The following is a 331-nucleotide window of genomic DNA, read 5'->3' on the forward strand; positions in this document are numbered from 1 at the left end:
CATCTCAACTTCAGCAACCTGCTTCTCCTCAGTCTCGTCGTAGAAGTTGATCTTTACAGTCTTCTCGGTGACGATCTTCTCAACCTTGACGAAAACGTAGCCGTTCTCATCAATGGTCAGATCGCCCACCAGAACCATCTTGTAGCCATCGGGGGCTGTCAGCTTGCTGGTGTTAACATAGGTAGCATCGGCATCAACCTTGATGGTCGTTCTGCCAATCTCGTTCGTAGCGACATCCTCATAGAAGACAACCGTTACGTCCTTAGTGGCAGGAACAGCCTTCTTCACGGAAACATAGACATAACCGTCACGGATCGGCAGATCGCCAACC

At 50.2% G+C, this 331-nt stretch carries 1 protein-coding gene; it reads right to left on the reverse strand.

All coding sequences use genetic code 11. The features are described from left to right. Positions 1-331 (reverse strand): hypothetical protein (locus tag ACTNBU_RS12800; protein ID WP_441034484.1); only part of this gene is annotated, 331 nt, incomplete at both ends.

The sequence above is a fragment of the Dysosmobacter sp. HCP28S3_G4 genome, from assembly GCF_052065175.1.
Lineage (GTDB): Bacteria > Bacillota > Clostridia > Oscillospirales > Oscillospiraceae > Oscillibacter.